Here is a 2,648-nt window from a genome sequence, read left to right as displayed (position 1 = left end):
CGCAGCCCTTCCCGGCTATGTTCACGTCGGGCAATACCAGTCCATGTCACCATTCACTCCATCTCTTCGTAAAGACGGATGAATCACAACAGGCTGGTATTGTTCAAAAACTTTCGGATCGGGCACTCAGAGTGGAAGCGCTCAGTGAGCGAATAGTATGCTGTCAGATGCCAGCTCGCCATCATGTTCGATGATCGTTTCCCAATGGCCTGAAAAAGTGCCACCGCACAAAATTCTACACAGTCTCGGCAATGCTCGCGCGCCGACGTTATGAAGCTGTCGATCCCGCCAACCGCCTTGTCGCTCGCACCCTGGCGCGGGACTGGGAGACAGCAATGGTCACCGCGCAGAGCCTGGCCGACGATCATCGACGCGCCTCGGCGCAACAATCCGAACGACTGACGGATCAGGAAAAGGACGCGGTCCGGGCCTTGGCGAACAACGTTCCGTCCTTGTGGACGGCGTCAACCACCACACCGCAGGACCGGCAGACGATCGCGCGCATGATGCTCGATCGCGTCATTGTTCGCGTATTCGGGGAGACGGAGCGGGCTGAAGTCACGTGTCATTGGGCTGGCAAAGTCGTCACCACACATCCGATCATCCGTCCTGTCAGACGTTTCGAACAACTTGAACATTGCGACGAAATCCTTGCCCGTATCGCCGAATTGCGAAACCAGGGCACCACGGCCCGGAGCATCGCAGACGACCTGAATGCAAAAGGCTGGCTGCCGCCGAAAAAACAGGCGTTCGATGCCTTGATCGTTCAAAAGCTCCTGGTGAGGAAAGGGCTCGGAAAGAAGCGCCCTGTCTGGTCCGGACATATTCCGCGCCTCAACGACGACGAGGTGACACTGCAGGAGCTCTGTGAACGTCTCGGCGTACATAGGCAGACCGTTTATGGTTGGCTGCGGCGCGGCCAGTTGAAAGGACGCCTCGCGCAGGTCGGAACGCAACGTATCTGGCTTGTCAGCCTGTCCCACGCTTCAACAAGAAACATCCCTGGAGAGTCATCATGACAACACGATCGAGAGGTTCTTCAATAAACTCAAGCAGTTTCGCGCTATCGCAACCCGCTACGATAAACTGAAATCAACCTTCCTCGCAGCCGTGCAGTTCGCCTCAATCATCATCCTGCTTAACTGACGACACACCGTAGCGATGCAACGTCCTGCGCATGACGATCGAAATACGGCAGAATGGAGATGTCGAAAGCGTAGCCACAAGAAATGGGCGATGGGCACACGCTCGCTAACTTTTCCGCCTTCTGGTTGCAGCAAACGGTCCTGCCCAAGAATTTCGATAGAGACCCTTCATTTAACCCCTATCCATAGCAGGCTCTTATTATTTAATAAGTAAAAATACAGGGTATGAAAATAATTCATTGCACTACAGTTGTAATTCTTTTTCTTTCTTCTTCTGGTAACCATGCGGATGGGCTTCCCGCCATAACAGCGCTGTTTCCACAATCTGATCAAGACTGCTATATCTGGGTTTCCAACCGGTTTCCTGACAGAAACGGGTTGAATCTGCAACCAGTACTGCTGGATCACCCGCGCGACGGGGCCCCCATGTCCAAGGCACCTTGCGACCACTGATACGCTCAAGACTCTGAACAACCTCAAGATTGCTCAACCCTACGCCATTCCCGAGATTATAGGTGACAGAATGGGTATCAAGCTGTTTCAGGACGCGAATATGGGCATCAGCCAGATCAGTAACATGCACGTAATCCCGGATGCACGTGCCATCAGGGGTAGGATAATCGCTACCAAACAGCTTGAATCCGGAACGACGTCCCAAAACGCTGTCGATGGCAAGCGGGATCAGGTGTGTTTCGGGATTATGATCTTCCCCGAGCCGTCCCAGAGGATCAGCACCAGCAGCATTGAAATAGCGCAGGCTGGCGCTACGCATGCCATGGATCCGGTCCGCCCAGACGAGGACACGCTCAATAAAGAATTTGCTTTCCCCATAAGGGGAACTGGGGTCAATAAAGGCGTCATCAGCGATTAACTGCGTGCCCCTCTCCCTACCAAACAGTGCTGCCGTGGAGGAGAATACAAATCGCGGAACCTTCTGATGCACACAGGCCCGAATGAGATTGAGAGCAGTGATATAATTATTGTGCAGATAATGCAGCGGATTGAAAATACTGGCACTGACCAGTGAAAGGGCAGCAAAATGCAAGACGGCATCCCACTGCTCACTACCGACAACTTCTTCGGTTGCTGCCGCGTCTGTAAGATCGACATTGAAGAACCGCACACCCGGAAACACGGCGGCCAGATGCCCAGTACTCAGATTATCAAGGACTACCACCTCATGTCCTGCATCGAGCATACTGAGCACAACATGGCTACCTACAAACCCAGCCCCACCGGTCACGAGACACTTCATACCGTTCCTCTGTTCAATTGTAACCCGTTATTACATAAACGATGGTTTGGGGCAAGAAAGTTAAATCCAGCCTTAGAGCCCGATCCGAAAGTTTTTCAAGCTTGACAATGCCTTGCTGTCCGTCGTGTGAGCATGCGGATCGAGGCGATCAATGTCCATGCGGTTGAGGAAGCAATGGACTTTTCCCAATCTTTGGCGAGCCGCCTGCACCGTCCCAGCCAGGCGAATGTCCGTTCAACCACCCAGCG

The 2,648-nt window shown here is 53.4% G+C and carries 3 protein-coding genes and 1 pseudogene; 2 read left to right on the top strand and 2 right to left on the bottom strand.

Translation table 11 applies throughout. The annotated features are described in order from the left end of the window. The first annotated feature begins 335 nt into the window (after nucleotides 1-335). Together F1542_RS09835 and F1542_RS09830 are read left to right on the top strand one after the other, a co-directional pair. On the top strand, nucleotides 336-1,019 hold the full coding sequence (locus F1542_RS09835; protein WP_227672635.1) for a helix-turn-helix domain-containing protein: 684 nt from the start codon (nucleotides 336-338) through the stop codon (nucleotides 1,017-1,019). Nucleotide 1,020: 1 nt separating this feature from the next. Continuing rightward, a pseudogene (locus F1542_RS09830) lies at nucleotides 1,021-1,146 on the top strand (IS5/IS1182 family transposase); the annotation flags it as partial. 243 nt (nucleotides 1,147-1,389) lie between these two features. Here F1542_RS09830 and galE read toward each other — a convergent pair. Together galE and F1542_RS09820 are read right to left on the bottom strand one after the other, a co-directional pair. Continuing rightward, complete coding sequence (galE, locus tag F1542_RS09825; RefSeq protein ID WP_193732883.1) at nucleotides 1,390-2,400, bottom strand: UDP-glucose 4-epimerase GalE; 1,011 nt, start codon at nucleotides 2,398-2,400, stop codon at nucleotides 1,390-1,392. Between the two features lie 95 nt (nucleotides 2,401-2,495). Beyond that, on the bottom strand, nucleotides 2,496-2,648 hold a 153-nt coding region (locus tag F1542_RS09820; RefSeq protein WP_193731370.1), incomplete at its 5' end, for a transposase.

Origin of the sequence: Komagataeibacter sp. FXV3, from assembly GCF_015155755.1 — a bacterium.
In the GTDB taxonomy this organism is placed as follows: domain Bacteria; phylum Pseudomonadota; class Alphaproteobacteria; order Acetobacterales; family Acetobacteraceae; genus Komagataeibacter.
Note: the sequence above shows the minus strand (reverse complement) of the source record. Positions and strands in the feature narration are given on the sequence as shown.